Annotated in this window: 16 protein-coding genes; 2 read left to right on the top strand and 14 right to left on the bottom strand. The window is 57.0% G+C overall.

Annotated elements, in window-relative coordinates:
- The first annotated feature begins 63 nt into the window (after positions 1-63).
- Complete coding sequence (locus G494_RS0105240; protein ID WP_028583686.1) at positions 64-795, top strand: ABC transporter ATP-binding protein; 732 nt, start codon at positions 64-66, stop codon at positions 793-795.
- Between the two features lie 122 nt (positions 796-917).
- Here the strand turns inward: G494_RS0105240 and nrfD are convergent, their stop codons facing one another.
- The 11 genes from nrfD to G494_RS0105180 form a co-directional block, all read right to left on the bottom strand.
- Positions 918-2,132: an NrfD/PsrC family molybdoenzyme membrane anchor subunit gene (gene nrfD / locus G494_RS22025; protein ID WP_051305410.1), complete on the bottom strand. Its 1,215-nt coding sequence runs from the start codon at positions 2,130-2,132 to the stop codon at positions 918-920.
- Positions 2,129-3,037 (bottom strand): hypothetical protein, encoded by a 909-nt coding sequence (locus tag G494_RS0105230; protein ID WP_028583685.1) that lies wholly within the window; start codon positions 3,035-3,037, stop codon positions 2,129-2,131. Before G494_RS0105230 ends, nrfD begins: the two co-directional genes overlap by 4 nt.
- A 100-nt stretch (positions 3,038-3,137) precedes the next feature.
- Positions 3,138-3,353 (bottom strand): hypothetical protein, encoded by a 216-nt coding sequence (locus G494_RS0105225; protein ID WP_028583684.1) that lies wholly within the window; start codon positions 3,351-3,353, stop codon positions 3,138-3,140.
- A gap of 356 nt (positions 3,354-3,709) precedes the next feature.
- On the bottom strand, positions 3,710-5,524 hold the full coding sequence (locus G494_RS22020; protein WP_051305409.1) for a sigma 54-interacting transcriptional regulator: 1,815 nt from the start codon (positions 5,522-5,524) through the stop codon (positions 3,710-3,712).
- 68 nt (positions 5,525-5,592) lie between these two features.
- Entirely contained in the window at positions 5,593-6,681 is a 1,089-nt protein-coding gene (locus G494_RS22015) for a sensor histidine kinase (protein WP_161629939.1), read from the bottom strand.
- 126 nt (positions 6,682-6,807) lie between these two features.
- A complete protein-coding gene (gene ftsH, locus G494_RS0105210) occupies positions 6,808-8,685 on the bottom strand; it encodes an ATP-dependent zinc metalloprotease FtsH (protein ID WP_028583683.1) in 1,878 nt (625 codons plus the stop codon).
- Positions 8,686-8,770: 85 nt separating this feature from the next.
- On the bottom strand, positions 8,771-8,968 hold the full coding sequence (locus G494_RS0105205; RefSeq protein WP_028583682.1) for a hypothetical protein: 198 nt from the start codon (positions 8,966-8,968) through the stop codon (positions 8,771-8,773).
- 502 nt (positions 8,969-9,470) lie between these two features.
- A complete protein-coding gene (locus G494_RS22010; RefSeq protein ID WP_051305406.1) occupies positions 9,471-12,344 on the bottom strand; it encodes an AMP-binding protein in 2,874 nt (957 codons plus the stop codon).
- A gap of 237 nt (positions 12,345-12,581) precedes the next feature.
- On the bottom strand, positions 12,582-15,308 hold the full coding sequence (locus G494_RS25160; RefSeq protein ID WP_084456436.1) for a hybrid sensor histidine kinase/response regulator: 2,727 nt from the start codon (positions 15,306-15,308) through the stop codon (positions 12,582-12,584).
- A gap of 84 nt (positions 15,309-15,392) precedes the next feature.
- Positions 15,393-16,499, bottom strand: coding sequence for an ABC transporter substrate-binding protein (locus tag G494_RS0105190; protein WP_084456434.1), 1,107 nt, complete (start codon positions 16,497-16,499; stop codon positions 15,393-15,395).
- A gap of 309 nt (positions 16,500-16,808) precedes the next feature.
- Positions 16,809-17,783, bottom strand: coding sequence for a helix-turn-helix domain-containing protein (locus G494_RS0105180; RefSeq protein ID WP_028583679.1), 975 nt, complete (start codon positions 17,781-17,783; stop codon positions 16,809-16,811).
- 448 nt (positions 17,784-18,231) lie between these two features.
- Between G494_RS0105180 and G494_RS0105175 the strand changes: the two genes are divergently transcribed.
- Positions 18,232-20,004, top strand: a complete 1,773-nt coding sequence (locus tag G494_RS0105175) for a flagellinolysin (RefSeq protein ID WP_035245515.1) — start codon at positions 18,232-18,234, stop codon at positions 20,002-20,004.
- A gap of 232 nt (positions 20,005-20,236) precedes the next feature.
- Here G494_RS0105175 and G494_RS0105170 read toward each other — a convergent pair whose 3' ends face one another.
- From G494_RS0105170 to G494_RS0105160, 3 genes are read right to left on the bottom strand one after another with little or no spacing between them, the layout of a single operon-like run.
- A complete protein-coding gene (locus G494_RS0105170; protein ID WP_028583677.1) occupies positions 20,237-20,953 on the bottom strand; it encodes a CPBP family glutamic-type intramembrane protease in 717 nt (238 codons plus the stop codon).
- A gap of 11 nt (positions 20,954-20,964) precedes the next feature.
- Entirely contained in the window at positions 20,965-23,007 is a 2,043-nt protein-coding gene (locus G494_RS0105165; protein WP_028583676.1) for a cysteine peptidase family C39 domain-containing protein, read from the bottom strand.
- On the bottom strand, positions 23,000-25,012 hold the full coding sequence (locus G494_RS0105160) for an ATP-binding cassette domain-containing protein (RefSeq protein WP_084456432.1): 2,013 nt from the start codon (positions 25,010-25,012) through the stop codon (positions 23,000-23,002). The genes G494_RS0105165 and G494_RS0105160 overlap by 8 nt, the downstream gene beginning before the upstream one ends.
- Between the last annotated feature and the right edge of the window lie 12 nt (positions 25,013-25,024).

The raw sequence follows: 25,024 nt of genomic DNA, 5'->3' as shown, positions 1-25,024 counted from the left end.
GTCCCTATTTCTGACCTGCACTCAGTCCGATAACCCAAGACAGCACCTTCGAGCACCTTTGCCATGGAAAGCAAACCCTTTCTCCACTGTCGTCAACTCTCCAAGCGCTATACCGTTGAGCAACAGACCTTCAAGGCCGTTGCCCAGGTTGAGCTTCAGGTTCAGGCAGGTGAGTTCATCACCATTCTCGGTCACTCTGGTTCCGGGAAAACCACCCTGCTCAGCCTGATCGGCGGCCTGACCTCTGCCGATCAGGGCGAGGTCGTGTTGAGCGGTGTCAATCCCTGGCAGGGAAATGATCGGGAGATCTCGGCAATAAGAAACCGGCAGATTGGTTTTATCTTTCAGTTTGCCAGCCTGATCTCCACCTTGACGGCTCTGGAAAATGTGCTCTTACCCCTGAGCTTTGCCTGCGGCAGCAGCGAGGGCTTGGCTGGTAACCAGGGGCTAGGGGGAGGGCAGGGGCGACAGAAGGCCATCCAACTGCTGGAGCAGGTCGGTCTGGGCGATAAACTGCGTTGCTATCCGGGCCAGCTGTCCGGAGGCCAACAGCGAAGGGTGGCCATTGCCCGTGCCTTTATCACGGAGCCACGGCTCATCCTGGCCGACGAGCCCACCGGTGACCTGGATGAGGCCACCGAAGCTGAGATCCTCGCCTTTTTTCGGACCAAGAACCAGGAGGGAACCACCTTTGTGGTGGTGACCCATAACCGGGAGTTGTACCGGAGTCAGCCTGGGGCGCGGGTCTTCCAGATGAAGAATGGAGCACTGGCCGAAGAGCTTGAGCCTCGCTGACTCCCCTGCCTGGCGGGTTTGAAAGGGGTTCTGCCAGCTCTCTCTGAGAAGGCCTCGCTTTTAACCAAAAAAAGGGGCAGTATTGCTCTGCCCCTCCTTGGTGTCCTCTGCCGGTGACCGTGCTAACTGGTCATCGCGCCCTCTCTGCTGCTGAGGGCCAGCTTTTCCTTGGCTGTCACCGTATTAAAGGCCATCTCCCCAAAGACCACTGCTGTGAAGAAAAAGAAGACCGCGCCCATGGTGATCATGTACTCATGCAGGCTTGGGCTGTAGGAGTAGTACTGGGGCAGGTCGATGATATTATACTGGTGGAAGTGGGGAATGAGCTGACCGACAATCACCAGGTCATAGTAGGTGACGGCCATCCCGGCCAGGCAGCAGATCCCGCCAGCAACCAACAGGCCGATACTCTGCCTCCTGATGTTGATCAGCAGCAGGGCCAGGGGGAGGAGAACGGCCAGGAAGACCTCGCCGCCCCAGAAGTTGAGGGCAAAGTCACCTCGGACCAGCAGGTGCATGGCTTCAGGATTCTGGGTGTATTGGGTCCAGGTGCCGCCGATTATCTTGACGATCACAAAGCAGAGGCTTCCCACCAGCAGGGCCAGGGTCATCTTGCCGAGTACCAGGATGGCGCTGCGGGTGCCACGATCCATCTTCCTGCCGTGGATGACGTCGCTGAGCCAGGTGAAGACCATGGCCGTGCAACAGGCGGTCAGGGTGGAGACCAGCAGGAAGAACAGGGGCATATAGTTTTCCGCCCAGAAACCGCGGGAGCCCAGCAGGGCCATATCCGAGTTCATGTTGAGATTGCCGCCGGTGACTGCGATCAGGGCGACGATCGCAAACACCCTGGCCAGGGAGGCCCGGTGCAGGATCAGGAAGAGAAAGTTAAAGGTCATGCTGATCAGGTAGATGGTATAGATCGAACTCTTCCACCAGATATTGGAGAGGGGGTTGGGTGAGAGCAGACCAAAGATCCCCATGCGCCAGGGGCTCTCCAACTCCAGGGCAATGGAGAGCAGGCCGGTGGCCATGGCGATCAGGGCCAGGAAGACGGTGCGGTTGACGATGGGCTCAAAGACCTTGATCCGAAAGATCTGACCCAAGGAGGAGACGATGCATAGCCCGGTGGAGAGGCAGGCAAAGAATACGTAGGGCGTGATCAGGATACCCCAGGGTACCTCCCTGGAGGTGCCGAAGACATGGTCATGGCCGACGTAGAGTGCGTGGAGACCAAAGGAGATCCCGGTCGCCATCAGAATGGCAAAGAGAATAAAGAGCGGAATAAAGTTCCTGCTCGGAGTGTTGGGGTCGCTCACTTTTGTAAAGAGTATCATCGTTCATCCTTTAGCTGTTGCTCGTGTAAGATAGATGTCATGATTTCTCCTGAAGAGAGGATCTTCTCCAGGATGGGTACTTTTTCGGCAGCCGCGGCCCCCTGCCGCTCTTCATCTATCAGGAGTTGGGTGTAGTTGATTATGCCGTTGAGTTGATTGCTGAAGTTGTTGATTTTGTCCGGGGAAAATCCAGGGCCGTTGGCCACAACCTGGCCCTGTTCACCGGCCAGGATCACCCTGTTGAGCTGCTGGGTCAGTTCCCGTATCTCCCGACAGGCCCGGGGATCTGGCGGCAGTGGCTGTAACTTTTTCTGGCTGTGCAGCTGGCTGGAGAGCTTGATCAGCGGGGCGAAACCCTTCTGGTAGAGCACCAGCAGCAGCAGGGAGATGACGGCAACGATGACGGTGAGCACCCCGATGGCCAGGTTTTGAAAGCGGACCAGTTGAGTCTTCATCTCCGCTGCCAGCACCCGGTCAAAGCGGATCAACTGATCCGACATCAGGCGGAGTTGATCGTGGAGCTTGAAGCTCCACTGCTCCTTATCCGCCTCGCCGACTAACCGCCGGTTCAGGAGGATGATGCCCGGAAGGTCCACCTGATTAATTAGGGCAATCTTGTATTCCTTAGGGATCAGGCTGCTGTCCAGGAGGGTGCTCAGGTCACTGTTCAGGGCCTCTATTCCCCTGGTGCTGCTCTCCAGAGCCTGCCAGTTCTCTTCAAGCATGGAGCGGGTGATCTGCTCTCGGACCAGGTTGAACTGAAACAGGATATTTCCTCCCTGGGCAATCACCCGATTGTAATCGTCGGTCAGGCGGAACTGCATTACCCCGAGCATGCCGACCAAGATCAGCAGCATAAAGATCCCGCAGAAAACACTGAAGATGATTCTTCGTACGGAGATCATTGCCAACTACTCCTGCTGTTTGCTCTGTACAGTCCTCTTGAGGACAGAGTCTGTCCGAAAAAGTCTGTTTTTCCTGTTCGTTCCGGCCTCCCCAAGGGGGTTACATCCCGGTGACGGCTTTGAACCAGTTGCCGACAAAGGCCAGGGGCCCGCCGCTGTGGATAATGCCGCCAACGATACAGGCAAGTCCCCATAAGCCGATCAGGGCACCCATGACTCCCACGGCATAGATGACGGTTTTGCCTTCGGCTCCCTCTGAGACGTTGACATCTGAGTTGGTCTCTTCAACTGATCTGGTTTTGACATGTTCTTTCATTTTCGTTCTCCCGATGTTGTGATGCTCTGGCGCAACCCTTGAATCTGGTACCCGTCTGCAGCGCTCCTCGTTCTCTATGTGGCTCTCTGGCCAGGCTGAGGCTGTGGAAAGGTGCCACGGTGTGATGGTTCTTGTAGAGCAACGGGTGTACCACAATGTGGGATAGGGTCAGATAAAAAGTTTCTTCTGGATATTGGCTTGATATTGCAGTAATTTCTAGGTGGTGAGAGGGCGGGTCACAGTGGAAAAGAGGGGAGGAGGGCGGAGCTGACAGCCAACGGGGTGTTGCCCTGGTGTTGCGCATCGGCCTCAATGTGCAACACCGGGGCAGCACCTGTGCAACACCTGCTGCAGCGCTAGGAGCCTTGGCGGTTGTGGTTTCCGGCTCGGTTTGGAGGGGGCTGACGATTCATCGCCAGGCGCTGCATGCGGCGATAGAGGGTGGTGCGATTGATGCCCAGGATCCGGGCTGCTTCGGCCTTGTTGCCCTTGGCGCGTTGGAGCGCCTCGAAGATGGCAGCGCTGCTTTCTGCCTGTTGGGCCTTTTTGATACCAGCGGCAAGGGTCTCCAGGGGGCTCGAAGCTGGGGGGGGATCCTCTGGGCCATGATCCCAGTTGCAGATCTCTTCGGGGAGGTGCTTGAGGGCAATGGTCTCCCCGTTGCAGAGAACACAGGCCCGCTCAATGACATGCTCCAACTCGCGGACATTGCCGGGCCAGGTGTAATGGGCCAGGGCTTCGGCTGCCTGGTCTGAGATGCCGGTGATGTGCCGTCCCGGCATCTGCTGGTGGCGCTGGAGAAAGTGGGTGACCAGCAGGGGGATCTCCTCCCTGCGGGCCCTCAGCGGCGGCAGGCTCAGCTCCACCACCCGCAGCCGGTAATAGAGGTCTTCCCGAAAAGCGCCATCAGTCACCTTCTGCTTCAAGTCCGCATTGGTGGCGGTGATGATCCGAACATCCACCTTCATGGGCGAGTCCTGGCCAACAGGATAGAAGGTCTTTTCCTGGAGAAAGCGGAGCAGGCGGAGCTGCATCCGGGGTGAGATGTCACCGATCTCATCGAGAAAGAGCGTGCCGCCGTCGGCCTGCATGATCAGGCCGCTGCGGTGCTTATGGGCACCGGTAAAGGAGCCCTTGACGTGACCGAACAGTTCGCTCTCCAGCAGGTCCTCGGCTATGGAGGCGCAGTCTACCTTGATCAGTTGCCTGTCTCGGCGGGTACTCTCCCTGTGGACCGCCTCTGCGGTCAACTCCTTGCCGGTGCCCGATTCTCCGGTTATCAAGACCGTAGCATCGGTTTTGCCGACATTTTCAATCAGTCTGTAGACCTCCTGCATGGCGGTGCTGTTGCCGATAAATCCATGGAAATGGATGCGCTGATTGGGCTCTCTCGAGGGTTGGGTCAGGGTGATGTCTCTGGCCACCAGGACCACGCCGTGAAATTCCCCTGCTGTATCCTCCAGGGGTGCGGCATTGAGGCTGAGCACCGCGGTGCTGCCGTCATCCTTGCTGTATTCGAAGCGGTGTTCCCGAACCTCTTTGCGGCTGTTTAATACCAGGCGGGCATCCTCGAGGCAGGCCTTGATGATGGTGCCGGGATGACTCTGCCGGCCCCTGTGCAGGGCGACCTCGCCGCCCTCCTGCCGGATCAACTCTTTGGCAGTATCATTGAGCTGGACGATCTGCAACTGTGAATCCACGGTGATGATGGCGTCCTGGACCGAACGGAATATGGCCTCCAGATAACGCCTGAACTGTTCGTTCTCCTCCTGCAGCCGATCTTTTTCCTGTTGCAGGGCCCTGTGCTGCAAGGCCTGTCGGGTGAAGTGGAGCAGTGCCTCTTTCTTGACCGGCTTGGGAATATAGTCAAAGGCCCCCAGACGGACGGCCTCGGAGGCGGATTCAAGATTAGGATAGCCGGTGATCATCACCACCGGGCAGTCCATGCCGCCCTCCCGCATCTTGCGCAACAGCTCGGTGCCCCGGTCCCTGCCCAGGACAATGTCACTGATCACCAGGTCAAAGTCCCCATGCTTAAAGGCTTCCAGGGCTGCCTGCAGCGAAGAGACGGCAACTACCCGGCTGTAGCCTGCCCGGGTGAGGAAGCGTTCGAAGGTCAACCTGATGGATTCTTCATCGTCAACAATGAGGATCTGTGCGTCAGAGATCATAGGCGTTCAGAGCTGGGCCGCATCTCGCTGTTGCCCTGTTGCCTGTTGACAAAGGGTGGCCATGGAGCCTAGCTCTCGCTTGGCGGCACGACGGCCGGCAGGTCAATGGTGATGGCAGTATACTCGTGGAGGACACTCTCGATCTTCATGGTGCCGCCATGCTCCTTGACGATCCCGTGGGAGATGCTCAGACCCAGGCCGGTTCCCTCTCCGCAGGGCTTGGTGGTAAAGAAGGGGTCACAGACCCGGTCCAAAAGCCCCTGGGGGATGCCGCAGCCCCAATCCTTGATCAGGATCCGGGCATAGACGCCGTTGTTGTTTTCAAAGGGGAGCTGTTGGCAACGGATCAGGATTCTCTTCTTGGGGTCGTGCTGCTGGTAGCGTTGGTTGAGGGCATAGCGGCTGTTGCTGAGCAGGTTGAAAAAGACCTGCTGGAGCACGTTGCTGTTGGCCCGCACCTGACAGGGATGGTCAAGGTATTCACAGACCACCTCAATGCCGTCCTTGTGCAACTGGTGGCGCATCAGGTTGAGGCAGTCGTCGATGCTCTCCTTGAGTGTGAGGATCACCTTCTCCTCCTGGTCCTCCTTGGCAAAGCAGAGCAGCTTGTGGGTGATGGCGGCGATCCGTTCCCCTTCGCTGACCACCCGGGTCAACAGATCCCGGTCCTCATCGCTGCGGGCATCATCCAGCATCAGCTGGGCCAGGTTGATGATGCCGTTGATGGGGTTGTTGACCTCATGGGCTACCCCTGCGGCCAGTTCGCCGATGGCTGCCAGCTGGGCGGTGCGATGGTACTCCACCTTGCGGGCCTCCTCTCTGGAGAGTTCCCTGGCCAGCAGCAGCAGCAGTCTGCGATCATCCTCCCGATGGGAAGTGGTGGAGATGGTCAGCAGGTAGTCTCCGTACAGTCCAGGCAGGTGGGTCTCCATGACCCGGCTGGAAAAGGTCTGGAGGAACTGTTCCAGTGGACAGGCAATATGGGGCAGCTTGCCGCCGTGGATAATGGTGCAGATGGCCTGTCCCAGGACCTCTTGCCGACGCTTCCGGCAGGCGGCCAGGGCTGCCTGGTTGACGTTGACAATGGTGCCTTCGGTGGAGACGATGAAGACCGGGTCTTCGAGCAGCTCACAGGAACGGGCCCAGATGTCAACCATGATGGCCTCCATTGCAGTTGTTCTTGTCGCTGCAGGGGGCGCCCTGCTCCAGGCCCCTGTCTGGGAGGCATACTGGCGCCCTGCCATTCCTGCTCACTGTTGGTCCGGAGGCCAGGGGGGCCATGATCAGGCCACCTGCTGGGCACATTGACCGACTGCCGGACAGCCAGCGCACTCGTCGGGTATATGGGCGTCCATGTTGACGGTGGCTTCCGCCTCCTTGGCCAGGCTGCAGTCAAAGATAATCTGGATCTCCTCCTCATCCAGGGTTTCGGTCTGGAGGAGGATGTCGGCCAGATAGGTCAGGAAGTTCTTATGGCTGCTGAGCAGGTTGAAGGCCTGTTCATAGCTGGTCTCCACCAGCCGGCGGACCTCCATGTCGATATGCTTGCTGGTGATATCGCTGTGCACCATCTTCTCCGAGTTGCCGCCCAGAAATCCTCCGACGCTGCGGGCCAGGGCCAGGGGGCCCAGGCGTTCGTTCATCCCCCATTGGCAGACCATCTTGGTGGCGATCTCGGTGGCCCTGAGCAGGTCATCCTCACTGCCGGTGGATTGCTGGAGCAGGCAGAGCTGCTCTGCTGCCCGTCCTCCCATGAGGATGGTGATCCGGTCCTTGAGGTACTCCTTGGTGTAGGTATGGCGGTCGGACAGGGGCTGTTGCTGGATGTGGCCCATGGCCTTGCCCCTGGGGATGATGGTGATCTTCTGGATGGGATCGGCATGGGGCAGGAATTTTGCCAGGATGGCATGGCCTGCCTCATGGTAGGCAATGGTGCGTTTGTCATCCTGGGAGAGCATGAAACCCTTGCGCTCAACCCCGATGACGATTCGATCCCTGGCCTCCAGAAAATCATCCTCTTTCACCCTGTCCCGGTCTTTTCTGGCCGCGATCAGGGCTGCCTCGTTGACCAGGTTGGCCAACTCGGCCCCGGTAAAGCCAGGGGTGTTTCTGGCCACCTCGTCCAGCTCAAGCTGTTCATCGATGAGAATCTTGCGGGCGTGAACATCGAGGATCTTGCGTCGCCCCTTGACGTCGGGCGCCAGGATGTTGACCATCCGGTCAAAGCGACCCGGACGCATCAGGGCAGGGTCCAGGATGTCGGGTCGGTTGGTGGCTGCCAGGATGATGATGGTGTCATCCCGGGAAAAACCATCCATCTCCACCAACAGGGCATTGAGGGTCTGGCCCCGTTCTTCCTGGCCCCCCATGCCGGCGCCGGAGCCGCGATGGGCGCCCACGGCATCGATCTCATCGATAAAGATGATGCAGGGAGTGTTCTTCTTGGCCTCCTGGAACAGGTCCCGAACCCTGGAGGCACCGACGCCGACGAACATCTCCACAAAGTCAGAGCCTGAAAAGGAGTAGAAGGGAACCATGGCCTCGCCGGCAATGGCCTTGGCAAGCAGGGTCTTACCGGTTCCCGGTGGTCCCTGGAGCAGCACCCCTTTGGGGATCGAGGCCCCCAGTCGACTGAATTTGCCGGTATTTTTTAGAAAATCAACGATCTCACGCAGTTCGTCCAGCACCTCCGGGATGCCGGCCACATCGGCAAAGGTGATGCGGTTGTCCTTACTGAGCTGGACGACCCGCTTGCTGGTAAATGCTGAATCTTCCTGGTCTTTATCCTTCTTTCGTTGCCTGGTCAGGTAGAAGCCGCAGAAGAAGAGCAGAATGATGGGCAGGGTGATGATGTAAAAGGGGATGTAGGGCGAGTGGCGATGGTCTTCAGCCGTGATGGCGATCTCTTTCTGTTCCAGGCGCTTGAGCAGTCCGGCCGGATCAGGGGCAAAGGTGGCGTAGCTGCGGAGAAAGGTATCGGTGAAGCGGACTTCGCCGCCGCGCAGGGTCACACTCTGGATCTCGTTGTTGTTGAGGCTGGCGAGGAACTGGTCATAGCGGAGGCTGGGCAGGGCCGTCTCCAGGGTATAGAGTTGGTAGATCACCGCCCCTGCAAAGCTGGTAACGAACAGGAAAAGAGCCAGATAGAAGAGTTTTTTCATGGCAAGGGCTGCCTCCATGGTTGAGGAAAGCTTCCAGTGAGTTGAGGCGGACAGGCCCGGCGGCGTGGCTCCCTGGTCACCATGATCAACCCGTGAGCAGGCGTAACAGCCCGCTGATCATTGCAGTGAGGCTGAGGCCTCCGACCACAATACCTATCAGGAACAGCAGCAGGATTCCGAGTTTGCCCGTCTCTTTCTTCAGCTGGAGATCATCTTTGAGGATCTCCAGATTCTGTTGCTGTTCCTTCACCCGCACAGCCGAGGCTGCCTGTTGTTCCTTCATCTTTTTTATCCTTTTTGAATGCTTTGCCTGGATGTAAGCTGTTGTCTTTTAGTCCATTATAATAAGCACTGCCCCCAAGAGTGCAATCGGGATGGCACGGAGTGCTCTCCTACGGGGTGGTATCTGCGAGAGGCCGGCTGCGGCAGGGGCATGACGCTCTAGGCTGCTGCTCATGGTCGGCAGGTAGACCTGCGCAAGTGCCACATTGTGTCACTCCTGCCCCCAGTGTAGCAGATTGGCGGCAACAGATAAATCAAGAAATAAGGGAAAGCGACAGGCGTCTGGGGGGCTGGGCTGAGATGGGGCCTGAAAGAGTGGCTGTTGGCAGCCGCCGAGTCTCTGTTTATGAAGGAGCTTTTGGGGAGAAATGGGGCTTAAGCGGGAAAACGGCACAGGGTATAAGGGCCGTAATGGCCATGGGGGCTGGAAGAGCTGCGCCAAGCCGGGGGATGCGAGGAAACAGCCGGCTGGAGAGTCTTGTTGCGCAGGCTGGTGCTGCTGGTCACGGTGTATGGCGGTCCTCGCTGCCGGCGATATCCAGCTGGCTGAGGGAGCTGAATTCTTCGGCCAGGTCAGGTTCACCCACCAAGCGGAGGATCTCCTGGCGGACGGCATGGCGCAGCTTAAGCGCAGCCTGCCAGTCCCGGCCCTCAGGGGCAATAGCTTGGGAAAAACGGACCTGGGCATGACCGGGTCTGGGAAACCAGGAGCCTGCCCGCAGCTTATTCCTGGTGCCGGTCAGGGCCACCGGGATAATGGCCAGCCCCTTTTCCGCGGCCGCCACAAAGGCGCCCATCTGGAAGGGCAGGAGGCCGGGCATGCGTTGGAGGGTGCCCTCGGCAAAGAAGATCACCCGCCTGCCGCTGCCCGCGAGCTGGATTATTCGGTCAAGATCTTCTCTGCCCTGCTCGGCATCAAAGCGTTCGACAAAGAGGGTGTCCAGTTGTTCCAGGGCCCTGCGCAGGATCGGGTTGCCGGCCAGTTCGGCCTTGGCCACAAAGGCACAGGGGGCGGGCATGGCAGCTGCCAGGACCAGGGCGTCCAGGTAGCTCATGTGGTTTGCCACCAGCAGGGCCGGGGTGTTCTGGCAAAGATGTTCTTCACCGCTGATGGTCAGTCTGGTGCCGGTCAGACGCGCCAGGGTGCGGAGGCAGTGGTGGGCCACCGACCAGGAGAGGCGGCGAGGCAGGGGCAGGGTGAGCAGGGCCAGGGCCGGCAGCATCAGGGCTGCGGCCATCAGCCAGCAGTATGCGGCAAAACAGTAGCCGCCGACCAGGCGACCGGTCCGACGGGTCAGGGGGACCAGGCCCAGCAGGGCCAGACGGCTCAGCTGCAGCCAGACGGCCCGTTTTTTTCGGCCGATCAGGCCCTGTTCGTAGAACTGGCGGGTAGAGGAGCGCCGGATCTTGCCGCTGGAGGTCTTGAGCACCGCTCCCGGCGGTACAATCACCACCTCGTCCGGAGGCAGACCCAAGAGGTCGACGCCTATCTGGTTGATCTTTTGGGTGAGCTGTTGGTGGGCCTCATGTCCCTGTTTTCTGGATTCGGCCAGGACCACCACCCGCTCGGTACCGTCCTGGCCATGCTGGCTGCCGAAGACGGCGACACAGCCCTTGCGAATGCCGGTGATTTCGCCGATGGCCTCCTCATACTCATGGGGATAGATGTTTCTGCCTCCACGGATGATGATATCCTTGACCCGTCCGGTGAGATAGACGTCGCCCCCGGCTATATAGGCCAGGTCTCCGGTATCGAGCCAGTCATCATGAAAGAGGCGCCTGGTCTGCTCCGGGGCGTGGAGGTAGCCGCTGGTTGCAGAGGGACCTTTAAATTCCAGGCGGCCCTGGCTGCGTTCCGGCAGCTCTCGCCCGGCCGTATCCACCACCCGAACCTGGTGACCGGGCAGGGGGCGACCGCAGGCGACAAAAGAGAGCGCCTCTTCAGCCTCCTCAACCGCTCCGGGAGGAGAGGGGACCGCCCTGCCGGTGCGGACAAAGAGCTCGCGTTGGATCCGGTCGACCAGGGGGGGGCGGCCCACCGGCGGAAAGGCAAGGCCCACCGAAGATTCCGCCAGACCATAGACCGGGGCATAGCTCTCCCGTGCAAAGCCGTAGGGTCCGAATTTGGTGATAAATTGGTCAACGGTGTGGTGGCTGATGGCCTCGGCCCCGTTAAAGGCCAGTCGCCAGCTGGAGAGGTCCAGACCCTGGATGGCCTCCTCGTTGATCCGGCGACAGCAGAGCTCGTAGCCGAAGTTGGGGGATGCCGAGAGGGTCCCCCGGTACTTGTGGATGGCCCAGAGCCACCGTTCGGGTCGGGAGATAAAGCTCAGGGGCGACATCACCACCAGGCGACAGCCGAAGTAGAGGCTGCCCAGCCAGGCCCCGATCAGGCCCATGTCATGGTAGAGGGGCAGCCAGGAGACAAAGGTATCGTCCCCCCGTACCTGGGTCACCTCGCCCATGGCTCGAATATTGGCCAGGAGATTGGCGTGGCTGAGGATGACGCCTTTGGGGTCACCGGTACTGCCCGAGGTGTACTGGAGGAAGGCGGTATCCTGGCCGTGCCTGGGTACCGGTTCCAACTGCTCGCCTCTGCCCTGGTCCTGGAGCTCTGTAACGGTCACCACCTTGGCCAGGGCGGGCAGTTGTGACTGCAGCAAGCGGCCGATCAGGCGTACCTCCGGGATGGTGATCAGTACCCTGGCCCGGGCGTTTTTCAGGATGCGCTGGTGACGGCGGAGATGTTCTTCGATCTGGGAAGGTCTGGTCGGGGGGTAGAGGGGCACGGGTACGCAACCTGCCAGAAGGATGGCGCTGAAGGCAGCAAAGTACTCCTTGCCCGTGGGCAGCATGATGGCCACCCTGTCGCCGGGCTCAAGCGCGGTTTGCTGCAGGCCGCCGGCTGTGTGTCGGGCCAGCTCGTAGAGCGCGCCAAAGGTGATGGCCTCGGCCTCGTCTTTGAACGTTTCAATGAAGATATGGGCCTGCTCTGGCTGCTTACGGGCATGGAGAGCCAACACCTCGGTCAGGGTGGTGGCCTGGTGCACCGCCTGGTCGAGTTCCACCACGCTCTGCTGGGCCACGGTTTCTTCCGGGGCAAAGTCGGACGGTCGGCTGAGATGCCCTGCTGCCAGGGCTCGGATGATGTCACGGGGGGTTTCAGCGCTGGTCAGCACTTTTTCCGGCAGGGTGACGGAGCATCGTTGTTCCAGGCGGGCGAGCAGTTCCACCCTGGCCAGGCTGTCCAGGCCCAGCTCGCGATCCAGGACGCTGTCCAGGGTGACCGTTGGCTGGCGTCGAAGTTCAGGATGCAACTCTCCCATCAGCTTCCGTATCTCTTCGAGAACAAGTTGCGAGTTCTCAGGATGTGTCATGGCAGATGCCTCCCTGTTCATCCTCCAGTTGATGATGATCCCTGATGAAGTATCTCAAGATATCATTATTCTGGCAAAGGGAAATCTTTTTTCCGCTTGGCCTGCCAGCGGCTGATGTTCGTACCTTCGCTCGTCGAAGGGGAAGAGGGGGGATCTTGCCCTTCATCGCTCCCCCATGGATGAGCTCTTCCCGGAGAGTCGGAGTGGGGGGAGCCATCGGCGGAGGAGAGTGTGGGCTCAGCCTTGTAGTACCCGCTTGAGCAGCTTGGCCAGGACGCCTCTGGTGAGAGGTTTGGCGGCAAACTCGCGGATACCGATATCCTTAGCCGACTGTTCGTCGATCAGGCTGCTGTAGCCGGTGCAAAGGATAATGGGGATCCCGGGCTTAAGCTCCAGGGCTCGTCGGGCAAGTTCGGCACCGGTCATTCCCGGCATGGTCTGGTCGGTAAGGATGAGGTCATACTGCTCCGGGTCGTGGCTGAAGGCGAAGAGGGCGTCAAAACCATTATCCCGGATCGTGACCGTGTAGCCCAGCCGGACCAGGATCTCTTCGGTCATCTCTGCCAGCACCTTCTCATCATCCACCAGCAGGATATGACCCTGACCCTGGGGCAGTTCTTCCGTCTCCTGGCTCGGGGAGACTGCCCTCTCCTCGACCACCGGGAGGTAGACGGAAAAGGTGCTTCCTTGGCCCGGCGTGCTCTCCACGGTGATGAAGCCGTCCGAGTCGGTGACAATACCGTGGACAATGGCCAACCCCATGCCCGTCCCCTTGTCCAGGGTCTTGGTGGTAAAGAAGGGGTCATATATCCGGTCAAGAATCTCCGGGGGGATGCCGACTCCGGTGTCCGAGACGGTGAGTACCACATAGGTAGCGGGCCTGTTCCTGAGCTTGAGGAGACTCGCCTGCTCCTCCTGTCTGACCGGATCCAGGGTGATCCGGAGGGTCCCTCCGCTGGCCTCCATGGCCTGGTAGGCGTTGGTGCAGAGGTTCATCAGGACCTGGTGGATCTGGGTGGGGTCCACCTTGACCCTGCCGCAGCTTGCGTCTATCTTATCCCGGATCTGGATGGTGGTGGGGATGGAGGCGCGGAGCATCTTCAGGGTCTCTTTGACCAGGGATTGCAGCTGGAGTGGAATCCGCTCGATCTGGGCCTGGCGGCTGAAGGCCAGGATCTGCTTGACCAACTCCTTGGCCCGGTTACCGGCGCCCAGGATGTGATCAAAATAGCTGCCCAGTTTGGAATCAGGCTCGGCCATATCCTTGGCCAGCTCTGCATAGCCCAGGATCACGGAGAGCAGGTTGTTGAAGTCATGGGCGATGCCGCCGGCCAGGGTGCCGATGGCCTCCATCTTCTGGGACTGACGGAGCTGCGCCTCGATCTTGGCCCTGGCCTCCTCGGTGGCCTTACGTTCGCTGACATCCCGCATGATCGCCCGCACAGAGACCACGCTCCCCTCTTCCAGGTAGGGGGAGGCACTGACCTCAACAAAGACCTTTTTTCCCTGCCTGGTGATCAGGGCAGTTTCAAAGCTATCGACACCCCTGCCTGCCATTACGGCTGCGATAGCAGGGCTTGCCTCATCCTGGTGGTCCGGATGGATCAGCTCTTTGAGCGACAGCCCGAGGTACTCCTCTCGCTGATAGCCCATGATCTCCAGCTCCCTGGAGTTGACGTCGATGATCCGTTGGTTGGGGTCGATGATATGGATCATGTCACGGGCATTGTTGAACAGGCTTCGGTAGCGCTCTTCGCTCCGGCGTAACCGTTCTGCTGCCATCTCTCTGTGGGCAACCATCTCGTTGAAGGCTGTGGCCACCTGGGCAAACTCATCGCGGTTTGGGACCGAGACCTGCAGGTTCTGCTCTCCGTCCCGGAGCCGATGGATGCCGGCGGTCAGGGCGCTTAGGGGGACGGTGACCATTCGGTTGAGCTTGTAGATCAGAAAGAGGCAAGCGACGATCAGGATCCAGGAGATTGCCATGAGCTGTTGCTGGACCCTTGTATAGGGGGCAAGCACCTCGTTCAACTGGTGGGAGATGATCAGGATCCAGTCAAAACCCTGAAGGTAGTGCACCCCCTGGGAGGCGGAGGCCGCGTAGATACGGGTTTGGCGGCCATCTTTGAGGGTAAAGGGCTCCTGGTCGCTGAGGGCGTGCTGGAAAAAGGGGATTTTGCTGAGATCGGCCAGAAAACGGTAGGGGCTGGTGGAGTAGATCAGCTGTCCGGCCCTGGTGATGATCTGGATTCTGCTGGTGCGGTACTTGCGGATACCCACCTCCGCCGCCCTGATGATATCCCTGACATTCAACACCGCCATGATCACCCCGGCAAACTGACCATTGGGGTCATCGATCCGGAGGGCCAGCTTAATCCCGTATTCTCCAGCGCTTTTATCAAGGAGCAGTCGTCCCAGGTAGATACCCTGCTTCCTGGCCGCCAGCCACCACGATTCATCTGTCTGGAGGTAAGCGCTGGTCTGAGCGCTGGCAGCCACGGTTGCACCGTAGCTGTTGGTGATAATGATCTCCTGGATCAGGGAGGAGTTGTGGGGGCGGTCCAGGTCGAGAATGAACATCTCCCTGAACTGCCGGGCAAGGGGGGTGTTGATGGCCTCTGCCATCATAGGGGGAATCATCTCCCCGGAGGAGGTGGTCCAGATCTTGTCTTGTTCCCGGAGATGGGCCTGGATATCGGGGAGCTGGGTAAAGTTTTGGTTAGAGGCGCTGAGCAGCTGCTGCGCCATCTCTGTGGACATCTGGAGCTCAAGTTGCCTGGCCAACTCAAAGAGGCGTTGATCCATCCTCTTAAACATCTCTTCGGCAAGCAGCTGGGAACTCCTGCCGATCTCTTCAATATAGATCTCTCGGTTGCTCTTGAAGGCATGGCCGACCAGCAGCACCATGGTGAGCAGGATCACCGCATAGGCCCCTGTCATCTTTGAGCGAAGAGAGAGCTTCATCCTGCCAGGCACGGCCCTGTCCGGGGGCGGTTATGGTTGTCAGTAGAACAGCTCATGGTCACGTTTCTCCTTATCCAGGGCGTGCTAACGCAGGTAGTGGAGTTCGTGGTCAACGATCCTGGCTGGAAAGAGGGGGAAGATGAGGTCATGGCTGCCCTGTTGTTTTTCAATGGCGCCGAACAGGCCGGGATAATTGAATTCATCCTCCAGCAGCTCTCGTACCCGTTCCCGGCTCAGCTCCTCACCCTCCAGCAGTCCTGCCAGGAGATTGATGAAATCGTAGCCATTGGCAGCCTGGTGGATAAAGGGTTTGTCATATCTGGCTTCATAACGCTCCTTGGCGGCCCTGGCATAGGCGTAGTGGGGATTGTAGACTGCCGGGGCGGTCAGGTAGACGCCCTGAAGCTCGGCCAGGGTAGGGGGCAGGCTGGAGGCCCCGGAATCGGTGAGGATCAGACCTGGGTAGCCGATGGTTCGCAGCCGGCTGATGGCCTGGCGGACGAGTTGAACAAAGCCGGTGACATAGACGGCCTCGTTCTTGTCAACTGCGGCGGAGATGGCAGAGAAGTCAGGGCTACGGGGAGAAAAGGGGGTACCGGTCACCGCTATATCCTTGGCTCTGCAGGCGGTGTTCAACAGTTTAAAATGGGAACGACCAAAGGGGTCGTCCTGGTAGAGGACACCGAGGGAACGGATCTGCTGTTTCTTTAAGATGTAGAGGGTGGGCGATAGTTCATGGCTTGCGGTCACATAGTAGCGGAACACCCAGCTGCGCTCCCGGGTGAAGACCGGATTGGACACCACCAGCCCCATCAACACCACCTGCTTCTCCTCGGCCAGGGGGGCCAGGGCCATGGAGATCAGGCTGGTGGTCGAGACATAGAGCAGGGGCTGATGCCTCTCTTCAAGTTCGGCAAACAGTCGCTTGGCCTCTTCCGGGTCGGTCCGGTTGTCGACCACCAGCAGTTCCAGCCTGGAACCGTTGACTCCCCCCACCTCATTGATCTCGTCCACGGCCAGCTGCATGCCTTCCTCCACCACCCTATGTTGGGAGGCTGAACCGGAGAGGGGGAGGATCGCTCCGATGGTCACGCTATCCTGGGGAGGGGAACAGGCGGTCATGCTTGGGAGCAGCCAACAGAGTCCAAGGAGGAGGATCAAGGCAGTAGGTGCTATTTTTGGTGACATCATCTGGTACCCCGCAGAGGACGCGATCGCTCCAACGGCTCTGTTCGCTGCAGCGATGTCTGGCAGAGGAGAGAAGCTTGTTTCAGCTGACCATGGTTAAATATCAATATATGAGACCAATATATACACCGGTGGAGGAGATTGCCCGTGGATGTTTCCTCTTTGTCCCCATGGGAAGAGTATACCTCAGGCCCTGCTTTGCCCCAAAGAGTTTAGGATAAGGGGGCGCATCTCGCCACAGGTTTTCCGCAGTTGGCCGCGACGGTCATAGCTCCTCTCCTTTTTTTCACGGTGGCCTATAGTTGAGCCAGGTCAGCGAGGGCCGGGGGAAAGCTTTTTCCGGAGGAGCCCATGGTGAGCCTGCCAGTCCGGTCTCTTCTTGATCCGTGTCTTGGCCCGTTCAATGGCGCTGCCCACGGTGCTGTAGTTTTCGATCTTGAGGTGGCTGCCGATGGAGGAGAGGGTTTCAGCGGTATATTGACGGAGGAAGTAGAGTGCCAGGTCCCGGGCCATGTTTTCCTGTCCTCTTCTGGAGACAGAGAGGGCTTCCCTGCTGGTCTGAAAGTGGGTACAGATTGTCTCCAGGATCCTTGCAGATGGCGGGGACAGGAGCCGGGCCTCTGGGATATCTTTTTGGGAGCGGAGGTGGGCAAAGTCTTCACGAATCCACTCCTTAAAGGCCTCACTGCCCAGCAGGGATGGCAGGTTTTTCAGGGCGTAAAAACGGTTGATCTCCTCAGGCTCTTCCTTTTCCATAAACTGCTGATAGAGCCGTTTTGCAGTACTCTTTTTGGGAGAGAACCGGAAGAGGATGGACTCCTTGAAGAGCCAGTCCCACTTCTTGGCCCGGGAGAGGTAACCCTGATGGCTGCTCCAGGGGAAGTCGCGAAGATCACCCGCCAGCTTGGCTCGGAGCGGGTTGTTGTGGATATGGCGGACGACCTCCGGGAGGTAGCTCCCCTCCTCCACCAGCACCGCCTTGTAGCGTCCCCGGAACAGCTGGCCGTCAAAGCGGTGACTGCGGTTGAAGCGCTGGGTATAGATTCCGTTGAGGTGGCGCATCCCCCGGGCAAGGTTGCCGTCCGGGGTATGCACCAGCAGCTGATAGTGGGTGGGCATCAGACAGTAGGCGGCAACCTGGAGCTTCCAATGGTCTCTGCACTCCTGGAGTAGGGTGATGAATTGATGATAATCCTGAACAGAGAGGAAGATCTCCTCCTGCCGTCGTCCCTGATTCATCACATGGTACCAGCCACCGGGATACTCTATGCGTAATGGTCTGCTCATGGCCCATGAGGGTAGGATAATCTGTTGAAGAGGTCAAGGAGAGAGCTGATCCGTAGGCCGGTCCTGTATATCCATGGTATTTCACCAGGGTGGCTTGGATCGCATCAAGGCCACCTTGAAAAGTTGCCTTTTCTTCCAATCTTGGCGTTGCGCTCAAAAATTTATCCCCGGAATATCAGGCATATGCCTACGGTAAAATGTATCGCGCGCCTTAACCTTGATCGAAAAAACTCATTTTTCAAGGTGCCCTCAAGGGGGGCAGGGTGAAAAAAGCTCCTTATCCACCTTGAATGAAAGTAAAAATCGGAATACTGCCTGTTTGCGCTGAAAAAAGTAAAGTTTTGGCCCCAAGCTGTCGAATCATAAAGGTAAAGATTGTTTTCCCATAGATGCTGTTGGCACAGTGAGGTCACGATGACCTCTCCTCGAAAATACCAGGACGGTGCATATGCTGACGATCAAGACCAATATCAATGCGCAGTTTGCTGCCAGAAGCCTGCTCTCCAAACAGGGACACCTGGAGAAGAGCATGGAGCGTCTCTCCTCCGGGCTTCGGATCAACTCTGCCGCCGACGATGCCGCTGGTCTCTCCATCTCCAACCGAATGACCGCCCAGATCCGTGGTCTCAATCAGGCCTCACGAAACATGAATGATGGTATCTCCCTGCTGCAGACCGCAGAGGGGGCCATGCAGGAGGCGGTCAACCTGCTCCAGCGCGGCAGGGAGTTGGCGGTGCAGGCCGGCAACGATACCAACAGTGCGAGTGACCGGAGCTCTCTCCAGGATGAAGTCGAGCAGATCCTGGCCGAGATAGACCGGATTGGAGATAACACCTCCTTTAACGGCCAGTTTATCCTCCAATCCGACGCCAGTGGATCCCAGGGGAGCCTGAACCAGGATAAACAGGATGTGGAGGACGGGCTGCGGAGCGGTTGGCTGAGAAATACTGAGCAGATGATCATCGACGGCTACGGCCTGACCGGCATCGGCGGTGATCTTGAGATCATCTATGAAACCGATTCCGGAAACGATTTTGTCGCCTGGGTCAGCAATGCCTACAACACCACCACCAAGGAAGCCGTTAGCCAGGAACTCCATATCGATCTCTCTGATTTTACTCCAGTGACGACTCCGGACGGCGGTACAGCCCCCTACTATAACGACCGGATCATTGCCCACGAGATGGTGCATGCCGTCATGGGGGTGACCATGAACAGTTATGGGATGAGTACCTGGTTTCAGGAGGGCGCGGCAGAACTCATCCAGGGGGCTGACGAGCGGTTGTCCGGGGCCATAAATGCCCGTCTCGGCGGAGGCGAGACCATCGACCAGGCGGTGAACGGGCTGATTGATACCCTCAATTCCGGCTGGAACGACGGCAGCGACCCGACCCTGTTAAACGAACAGTATGCCATGGGGTATACGGCCGTACGCTTCATGCATGATGAGATCAAGGCGGCAGGAGGCAGCGGCATCGACGAGTTGATGGGGCTGCTCAACGCCAACAAGGATGATAACAGTTATGGTCTGGATGCCGCCCTGGCAGACATTCAGACGGCCCACGGCTCATTTGGTTATGGTGATGAAACCGCATTCCTCGCCGGCTTCACTACCCAAAATGCAGGGGGGGCCGGTTTCGATTTCCTGAAGGCCATGTATACAGACGGTGACCTTGCAAACACCGATACCGGCGCCATTGGCGGACTCGATGCCGATGGCGGAGCCATCAAGACGGCAACAAGCGTGGTGCCCAACGGTGCTCCATACGATGAAGACCCTCTGGTGGGATTCAATACCATCTGGGAGGAGTTGAGCAGTTCCATCGCTGCGGCCGAAACCTATACTCTGCAGACAGGAGCCAACAGCGGTGATACCATGGAGCTTGAGATCTCCGGGATATCTTCCGCAGGCCTCGATATCAGCGACATCGATGTGCAGACCAATGCCTCCATGGCGATTACCAAGTTTGACCGCGCCATCTCCATGATCGATGAGACCCGCGGAAGCCTGGGCGCTCAAATGAACCGGCTCGAGTCTGCCATCTCCAACGCTTCAAACACGGTGGAAAACCTAAGCGCTGCCCGCTCTCGGATATTGGATGCCGATATTGCCATGGAAACAGCCTCTATGACCAAACAGAGCATCATGCAACAGGCTGCAATCTCGGTCTTGTCCCAGGCGACCGCTGCCCCTGAAATTGCCTTAAGGTTACTCTCCTGAGCAGCACTGCTCCAAAGTGCTTGCTCTCAAGCGGGCAGCAGCCATGAAAAGCGCCCTGTCTCTTAGCCCTTTTCCCAACTTTTCCTTTCTGCCCCCGGTTTTTCGGGGGTGGGCGGAATATGGCGGAATATGGCGGAATTGTACCCCTTCCTGCCTTTGTCCCTATTTCTTCTCCACCAGTTTACCTTTGAGTTAGAGCCGGGTTGCATCTCTTCAGTGCGGGGTGCCTGTTTCAGGCAGGGCGGCAGCAGGGAGTATCAGCTTTTTTCCTGGTTATCAGGCTGTAACTGAAGCCTGTCACTGAAATCAGTACAAAAATCAATATAGGGGAAATCAACCAAAATTGTAGGGAACCGAAGCGAAATATTGCCCCTGGCCAGAGCTGGCCCACTGCCAGGTCATAGAGGCCATGGATGATGATCAGTAACAGGATTGGACACCCGTAGTAGCGCATTACCCCAAACAGCAACCCAAGAGAAAAGAAGAACAGCAGCGGCAGGATGCCTTGATTGATATGGTAGATACTGAACAGTACGCTGCCGTATACAACAGCTCGCTCTGTTCTGTTTTGGTTGAGTCGAAAGGGAAGCCAGCGGAACAGTAACTCTTCCGGCAAGGCAATGAGGAGCATGAAATAGAGAAGTTTGCCCATCCACTGAAGCCAGTTGAGGGAAACCGTCAGCTGGCCGGCTGTAAGGCTGCAGTAAACAAGAACCAGAGCACAAAGTACCAGAAATGCGATAGCCGTATGAGTACAGAGCGGCAGCTTTGGGGAAACCGGCGGCTGAACCGGTTTTAAACGGGCGAGACAGCGATAGACTATTCCCAGGCCAACAAGTTGAACGAGAGATATTGCGTACAGTAACTGTGCCTGTAAGAGAGGCGCTTGCATCCGGGCCCAGTAAATTGAGGCAATCAAGATACAGATTGTAAAAAAAAGTTTACCCATTGAGGTGCCTGTTAACAAGAGAGTGGAATAGTTCTGTCGCAGAGTTCCTGGATTTCCGAGCGGTGACTGACCAGTATCAGGGTGCAGGCAGCTGCTCGCAGGCGCTCGATGATTCGCCTGGCCTGGGAGGATGATACGTGACTGAATGCTTCATCAATGAGGAGTATTTCGGGATTGAACCAAAAAGCCCTGGCAATACAGAGGCGTTCCAGTTCGCCCCTGCTGAGCGTTTCTTTTTCAAAATAGGGATTTTCCGGTTCGCGTAGATAATGCTGTAATCTTTGGTCCAACTCCACAATGGTCAGACATCCCTGCAAACGGGCTCTCTCTTTTTTGCTCTGTCCCTTCATTCCGAAGTGTTGAGCCATTGTCTCCTGTAGATAGTGGTCGTCGGCAAATACGTAACCAGGCCTGATAACCTCTTCGACAGGTCTTCCGAAGAGAAGAATTTCACCGGCAACAACCTTTTTTTGCCCGCTGATAATCTCAAGTAATGTTGTCTTGCCGACTCCGCTGTTACCGACAATACACACGCTTTCCTGTTTGCTTATCTCAAGGTTGACATCGCTAAACAGGGTTGGGGTCAGGTTGTCATGTCCGTACCCCATCCTGATTGCTTGGACGGCGAAATCGGAATCATGTTTATAGGGTGTTCTTTTTCTTGTATCTGCTGGTTCTTCAAGAAGGTCAGATAACTCTTCCATGGTTGTAACCATGTTGCTGGACGCAAAGAATAGCTGCGCGCTGCGGTAACACTCTTTTATCCGGGTTGTTACCGAGATGCTCATCAGCGAAAGAAAAATAAGCTCACCAAAGCTCAGGTGGTCGATGAGCAACAGGTACAATCCTGTGAAGGTGATCAGGCCGGGGTGAATCTTTTCCAGCGTTAAAAGGATCGGTTGCCAGCGAAAGAGGAGCTGTTGGTGTTCGAAATCCTGTTTAAGGTTTGCCATAAGAAGTGGGATTGCCGATTCAACAAGCCCTTGCTGCATGCCCATGGCGTACAGGCCAATAAACTGTCTGAGGCGTACGGTCATGAACTGGTCCATTTCTCCCTGTAGTCTGGATAGTTGAACGGCCTGTTCCTTCACTGATGAGGCGCTGTGCCATTGGCTCAAGGCAGCAAAGAGTCCCGGAAGGATTGTCAGGATGAAGAGAGGGGTGCTTTTCCAGAACAGCAGGCCCAGAGCGGGCAGGGCAATGAGAATATTGGTGACGACACCTACTGAGAGTGCTGTGAGGTTTTGCATGTAGAGGGTGAAGGCATTGATGCGATCGAATAATTCTTCCGGATAGAGCGATTGCAGGGACCTGCTCAGATGTGGCAGCAGGCGGGTCGTAACTGCAGCCCGAGTTGAGCTTTCGATTCCTAAAATGAGTCTGTAGCGCCTGTCCGACAGGCGAAGGCGGAGAACAAAAGCGGTTGTTGATGAGAGGAGGCAAAGTAATGGGAGCAGGAATCCGGCAGTCTTTATTTCGAATTCTACGGCAGAGTCAAAAAAACCGTAAATGCTCCCCCAAAAGATGCACTCAGCACTGAACAGCGAGCAGCTGGTGAGGAGTATCTCTTTGAAGTCTTTCCTCAGTTTTTGGCTCCTGAGCAGTTCCCAAAAGGAAACGGTGACCGGCGGCTTGTGTTGATCTGGCTGAGCCGCATTGTCTGTCTCCACCTCGATACTTATGCCTGTGTACGATCTGTCGAGGGTTTCGAGCGAAATCTTTCTCCTGCCAACAGCCGGGTCGTGAATAATGGCCCGCTGTCCTGAAAGTGACTCCAGCACCACGTAGTGATGCATGTCCCAGTGAATGATGACGGGCATGTTCAGGTTCGCCAGGGCGGAGATTCCCCTCTTGCTGACCTTGCAGTTGTAGCCCAGTTGCTGTGCGCCGCGCTGGATTTGAGCAATAGTTGCACCGTCACGGCTTACACTACAGAGCTGACGGAGTTCAAGGTTGGAGTGAAACGCGCCATGGTACTCAAGCAACATCCCAAGGCATACCGTGCCGCATTCGCTTGCGTGGAGCTGTAATCGTACCGGCAGGCGCTTAGTCATATGAATCCTCGCGGGCAGCCAGGGTGATGGTGTGATCAGCAAGGGCTTCCAGTGAGTTGCGATGACTGACGACAAAAATCAGAGGTGGAAACTCTCTGAGGGCAGTCAATATGGTTATCTCAAGCTGTTCCTGAACACCTGACATCGCTTCGTCCAGGATCAGGATTTCACATGGTTTCATGAGCACCTGTGCCAGTAAAATGCGCTGGAGTTCACCGGTGGAAAAAGTTTCTCTGATGTTGGCAACAGGGGTGTCCAGTCCAAGAGGTAGCCTGTCGACAAAGTCGGTTAACCTGACCAAGCTTAAAATATTTCTGAGCTCTCTGAGCTGATCTTGAGCTGGGCAAAGCAACATGAGGTTATCTTTGAGTGTTCCCGGAACCAGGCTTGCCTCCTGCCCGATATAGGAAAAAAGTCGAGCCCTTTCTCCTGGGTAGAGTTGAGCTGTGTTCCGGCCCATGATCATGATTTTCCCTGACTCGAGTTTCTCCAGGCCGAGCATGCAGCGGACAAGCATGCTCTTGCCTGAGCCGGATTCACCTCTGATTTGCACTATCCCCCGGTTAAGGCAAAGAAAGGAGGGTTCTGCCGGATCGGTCTCGGTAAGCCTGCATCCATATGGCAGCGAGATCTTGTCCAATACCACTTTGGGTGCAAGGTGGTTAAGGATGGTGTGCTCCCGGCCCTTATCAAAAGCCTGATCCGCAAACAAGGGGGTTGCTTCCTTCATTGCCTGATGCAGGTTTTTTCTCAGTACCACCAGATCATAGAATTGAGGAATGGTGCTGTGGAGGTTGGAGGCAAAAAATAAGATAAGGTAGACCGTTGTTACGGTGAGCGGCATCTGGGTGCGTGAAGGCGAAATCATAAAGGCAAGAAGGAGCAGGGTGACCGTGTAGACCGTATCCTTGCCAAAATGGTCAAGTGCATCATGAAACGCTTCCCTGGTGAGAACTTTGCAGGCGTCTGATGCCTTTTTGCTTAAGGTGGAATGCCATAGGGATAAGGCCTTGGCTGTCTGGTTGTAGTAGTTGAGTGTTTTGATATTTGTAACAATTTCAGAGAGAATCTGTTCTTCGTTTTTTGCCGTCACCTCATGTTTTTTTTCGTCTTTTCTGCGCAGGGTCATCTTTGCGGAGCTGCCGAGGACGCTGATGGCTATTATTGCGATGAACAGGCTTAGCGGAAGGCGGAAAAACATGATCACCATAATCGGGACCAGGGCCACGGAGGTTGCCAGTCTTGACACTATCTCTATTTCCATCTGTCCGATTTCACCTACGAGTTGTACCAGTTGGTTGACCTTGTTCTCTCCGAGTTCGATAAAGGCGGTGGGAGAGAGAGACCAGAGCAGGCCATGCTGGATAAGGCCCCGGCGTTCGAGGTAATACGAATGTACCCATTGGTTGAGCCGTTGGCTGAATACCTCAAAAACAGATAAGTAAAAGAGCAGTATCAGTACCAGCACAGACAGGGCTGCATAACTATGCAGGGAATGTTGCGGGATAACGGTCGACAGTACATAAAAAGTGGTGATGAAAAGGAGGCTTTGGATGGAGTTGGCGGCAACGCTGGCAACCAGAGCCTGGCGCGCTAGAATGGTGCATGGCTTAGAGAGGTAGTCCCTCACCTCGGCCGAAGACCACTCCCTGGTCCAGATAAATTTTTCAAAAAGGAGGTGACAGTCAAGGCACTTTTCCAGGTCATCTGGGGCAAGCTCAAGCAGAGTCGTGTCTGCCAGCCGCAAGGCATGGAACTTTTTTGAAGAAAACAGTGAAGGCTGGTTACGCAGCAGCAGTAAGCCGAAGCCTGGGTGCTCAGCCAACATCAGGGTGGCCTGACAGAGCATGTTTCCGTTCTTACATGGTTTTGCAGCCAGGAACAGGTGACTTCCGAAATATGTGAGCCATTCCCTTGAACTTTGGCAGTTGCCTTCGGGGATGTTCTCCAGCATTGACAGTTGAGAAAAAACCGGAGTGAGAAAGCGGATTAATTGGATTGTCATTGTTAGGGTGAC

Source organism: Desulfogranum mediterraneum DSM 13871 (assembly GCF_000429965.1).
Taxonomy (GTDB): domain Bacteria; phylum Desulfobacterota; class Desulfobulbia; order Desulfobulbales; family Desulfobulbaceae; genus Desulfogranum; species Desulfogranum mediterraneum.
Note: the sequence above shows the minus strand (reverse complement) of the source record. Positions and strands in the feature narration are given on the sequence as shown.

Bases quoted from the DNA above. Each gene is read 5' to 3' on its own strand.
- G494_RS0105240 (WP_028583686.1), top strand. From the start codon at position 64: ATGGAAAGCAAACCCTTTCTCCACTGTCGTCAACTCTCCAAGCGCTAT.
- nrfD (WP_051305410.1), bottom strand. From the start codon at position 2,132: ATGATACTCTTTACAAAAGTGAGCGACCCCAACACTCCGAGCAGGAAC.
- G494_RS0105230 (WP_028583685.1), bottom strand. From the start codon at position 3,037: ATGATCTCCGTACGAAGAATCATCTTCAGTGTTTTCTGCGGGATCTTT.
- G494_RS0105225 (WP_028583684.1), bottom strand. From the start codon at position 3,353: ATGAAAGAACATGTCAAAACCAGATCAGTTGAAGAGACCAACTCAGAT.
- G494_RS22020 (WP_051305409.1), bottom strand. From the start codon at position 5,524: ATGATCTCTGACGCACAGATCCTCATTGTTGACGATGAAGAATCCATC.
- G494_RS22015 (WP_161629939.1), bottom strand. From the start codon at position 6,681: ATGGTTGACATCTGGGCCCGTTCCTGTGAGCTGCTCGAAGACCCGGTC.
- ftsH (WP_028583683.1), bottom strand. From the start codon at position 8,685: ATGAAAAAACTCTTCTATCTGGCTCTTTTCCTGTTCGTTACCAGCTTT.
- G494_RS0105205 (WP_028583682.1), bottom strand. From the start codon at position 8,968: ATGAAGGAACAACAGGCAGCCTCGGCTGTGCGGGTGAAGGAACAGCAA.
- G494_RS22010 (WP_051305406.1), bottom strand. From the start codon at position 12,344: ATGACACATCCTGAGAACTCGCAACTTGTTCTCGAAGAGATACGGAAG.
- G494_RS25160 (WP_084456436.1), bottom strand. From the start codon at position 15,308: ATGAAGCTCTCTCTTCGCTCAAAGATGACAGGGGCCTATGCGGTGATC.
- G494_RS0105190 (WP_084456434.1), bottom strand. From the start codon at position 16,499: ATGATGTCACCAAAAATAGCACCTACTGCCTTGATCCTCCTCCTTGGA.
- G494_RS0105180 (WP_028583679.1), bottom strand. From the start codon at position 17,783: ATGAGCAGACCATTACGCATAGAGTATCCCGGTGGCTGGTACCATGTG.
- G494_RS0105175 (WP_035245515.1), top strand. From the start codon at position 18,232: ATGCTGACGATCAAGACCAATATCAATGCGCAGTTTGCTGCCAGAAGC.
- G494_RS0105170 (WP_028583677.1), bottom strand. From the start codon at position 20,953: ATGGGTAAACTTTTTTTTACAATCTGTATCTTGATTGCCTCAATTTAC.
- G494_RS0105165 (WP_028583676.1), bottom strand. From the start codon at position 23,007: ATGACTAAGCGCCTGCCGGTACGATTACAGCTCCACGCAAGCGAATGC.
- G494_RS0105160 (WP_084456432.1), bottom strand. From the start codon at position 25,012: ATGACAATCCAATTAATCCGCTTTCTCACTCCGGTTTTTTCTCAACTG.